This window comes from Bacillota bacterium (genome assembly GCA_023511835.1).
In the GTDB taxonomy this organism is placed as follows: domain Bacteria; phylum Bacillota; class Sulfobacillia; order JAIMAT01; family JAIMAT01; genus JAIMAT01.
This window is the reverse complement of the sequence record JAIMAT010000143.1, coordinates 1-2,821: the sequence shown is the minus strand read 5'-3', so window position 1 is coordinate 2,821 and position 2,821 is coordinate 1. Positions and strand designations below refer to the sequence as shown.

Genomic DNA, 2,821 nt, shown 5'->3' with positions numbered 1-2,821 from the left:
GGACGACCTCCACCGCATCGGCGTGCCCACGCTCCTCCTGGTGGGCCGCCACGACACCATGGCGGTGGAGGACATCGAGGAGATGGGGCGCCGCATCCCCGACGCCCGCGTGGTCGTCTGCCCCGAAGGAAGCCACCTGAGCCACTGGGACGACGAGGCGCACTACTTCGACGCGCTGCTCGCCTTCATCCGCGCCATCGCGGCCCGCCGCCAGGGCGCCCGCGAGCACTGAGGCGATCCAGGATGGGGCGGCCCCTGCCGGGGCAGGGAGCGCCCGCCGGCCGGCGAAGTCCGAGGCACCCACGGGTGCAAAAAGGCCGTGCGCCGGGCGAAAGGGACGGGCGGGGCCGCGGGCTCCGGTGCGGTCCGGCCGGCGCCGGCCGTGGGGAGGGGGGACGGGACCCGTGCGCGGGCTGATGATGGAGTACCCGCTGACGCTGCCGGCCATGCTGCGGCGGGCGGAGCTGCTCTTCGGGAGGAAGGAGATCGTCACGCGGCGGCCCGACCGGAGCTTCCACCGCTACACCTACGCCGACTTCATCCAGCGCGCCAAGCGGCTGGCCGTCGTCCTCCAGGCGCTGGGCGTGGAGCGCGGCGACCGCGTGGCCACCCTGCTCTGGAACCAGCACGAGCACCTGGAGGCCTACTTCGGCGTGCCGGGGGCGGGCGCCGTCCTGCACACGCTCAACCTCCGCCTCCACCCCGACGAGCTGGCCTACATCATCGGCCACGCCGGGGACCGGGTGCTGCTGGTGGACCGCTCGCTGCTGCCGCTCTACGAGCAGCTCCGCGAGCGGGCACGGGTGGAGCGGGTGGTGGTCGCGGGCGCGGGCGACGCCGCGCTGCCGCCGGAGGCGCTGGAGTACGAGGAGCTCCTGGCGGGCGCCGACCCGGGGCGCTATGCGGAGCCCGCGCTGGACGAGAACGAGGCGGCGGCCATGTGCCACACCTCCGGCACCACCGGCCGTCCCAAGGGCGTCGTCTACTCCCACCGGGCGCTGGTTCTCCATTCGCTGGTCAGCGCGCTGCCCGACGCCATCGGCATGGGCGAGGCCGACGTGGTCCTGCCGGTGGTGCCCATGTTCCACGCCAACGGCTGGGGCCTCCCCTTCACCGCCGTGCTGGTGGGGGCCAAGCAGGTGCTGCCGGGGCCGCACCTGGACCCGGCCAGCCTGCTGGAGGACTTCGTCCGCGAGCGGGTCACCCTGACGGCGGGCGTGCCCACGGTCTGGCTGGGGGTCCTGCGGGAGCTGGACCGGAATCCCGGCGCCTATGACCTCTCCAGCCTCCGGGAGATCGTCGTCGGCGGCGCGGCCGCGCCGCGTGGCCTGATCCAGGGTTTCCAGGAGCGCCACGGCCTGGACGTCCTCCACGCCTGGGGCATGACGGAGACGACGCCCATCGGCACCGTCTCGCGCCTCACCGCCGAGCTGGAGGCCGGACCGGAGGAGGAGCGCTACGAAAAGCGGGCCAAGCAGGGACGTCCGGTTCCCTTCGTGGAGATCCGGGCGCGGAACGACCGGGGCCTCGTCCCCATGGACGGCGAGAGCATGGGCGAGCTGGAGATCCGCGGGCCGTGGATCGCCACCGCCTACTACAACGCGCCGGAGGCGGCCGAGCGCTGGACCGCGGACGGCTGGCTGCGCACGGGCGACATCGTCGCCGTCGATGCCGACGTCTACATGGAGATCCAGGACCGCGACAAGGACCTGGTCAAGTCGGGCGGCGAATGGATCAGCTCGGTGGCGCTGGAGAACGAGCTGATGGCCCACCCGGCGGTGGCCGAGGCGGCGGTGGTGGCGGTGCCGCACCCGAAGTGGCAGGAGCGGCCGCTGGCCTGCGTGGTGCTGAAAGAGGGGCACTCCGTCACCCGGGAGGAGCTGCTCGACTTCCTGCGGCCCAAGTTCGCCAGGTGGTGGCTGCCGGACGACGTGGTCTTCCTGGAGGAGATCCCCCGCACCTCCACGGGCAAGTTCCTGAAGCGGGCGCTGCGCGAGCGCTTCCGGGACCACCTGGGCGGCGCGGCGGTCTGAGCCGGCGCCCGGCGGGGGGGCGGGCTCGGCCCTGCGCGCCGGCCCGGGAGGGAGGCGGTGGCGGCGTGGACTTCGCGCTGAGCGGGGAGCAGCGGGCGCTGGCCGAGATGGCGGCGGCCTTCGCCCGGCGGGAGATCCTGCCCGAGGCGGCGCGGCTCGACCGGGAGGCGCGCTTCCCGCGGGAGCTCTTCGCGCGCGCCCGGGAGCTGGGGCTGACCGCCCTGGCCATGCCCGAGGCGTACGGCGGGCTGGGGCTGGGGCGGCTGGAGCTGGTGCTGGCGGCGGAGCAGATGGCCTGGGCCTGCGCCGGCGTGACGGCGGCCCTCCTGCTCAACCACCTGGTGGCCGACGCCTTCCTGGTGGGGGCGGAGGAGGAGCTGCGGCGCACCTACGTCGGCCGCCTGGCGGCCGGGGAGCTGGGCGCCTACGCCCTCACCGAGCCCGAGGCCGGCTCGGACGTGGCCGGCATCCGGAGCCGGGCGGTGCGGCGGGGCGACCGCTACCTCCTCTCCGGGAGCAAGATCTGGATCTCCAACGCCACCGAGGCGAGCTTCTTCGTCGTCTTCGCCAAGACCGACCCCGCCGCCGGCCGGCGCGGGCTGAGCGCCTTCGTGGTGGAGCGGGGGACGCCGGGGCTCGAGGTGGGGCCGCCGCTCCCCAAGATGGGCCAGCGGGCCGCCCCCGCCGCGCCCCTCTACCTCGACGGCGTCCAGGTGCCGGCGGCGCAGCGGCTGGGGGAGGAGGGGGAGGGCTTCCTCCTGGCCATGCGCGTCTTCGACCGCTCGCGG

Annotated in this window: 3 protein-coding genes; all 3 read left to right on the top strand. The window is 74.9% G+C overall.

What is annotated here, in order from left to right:
• Positions 1-232: alpha/beta hydrolase (locus K6U79_11485; GenBank protein MCL6522975.1), on the top strand; the 232-nt coding region annotated here is incomplete at its 5' end.
• A 172-nt stretch (positions 233-404) separates the two neighbouring features.
• Positions 405-2,033 carry a long-chain fatty acid--CoA ligase gene (locus K6U79_11480; GenBank protein ID MCL6522974.1) on the top strand — a complete coding sequence of 543 codons (1,629 nt, stop codon included), beginning with the start codon at positions 405-407 and terminating at the stop codon, positions 2,031-2,033.
• A 65-nt stretch (positions 2,034-2,098) separates the two neighbouring features.
• The coding region (locus tag K6U79_11475; protein ID MCL6522973.1) for an acyl-CoA dehydrogenase family protein at positions 2,099-2,821 on the top strand (723 nt) is incomplete at its 3' end.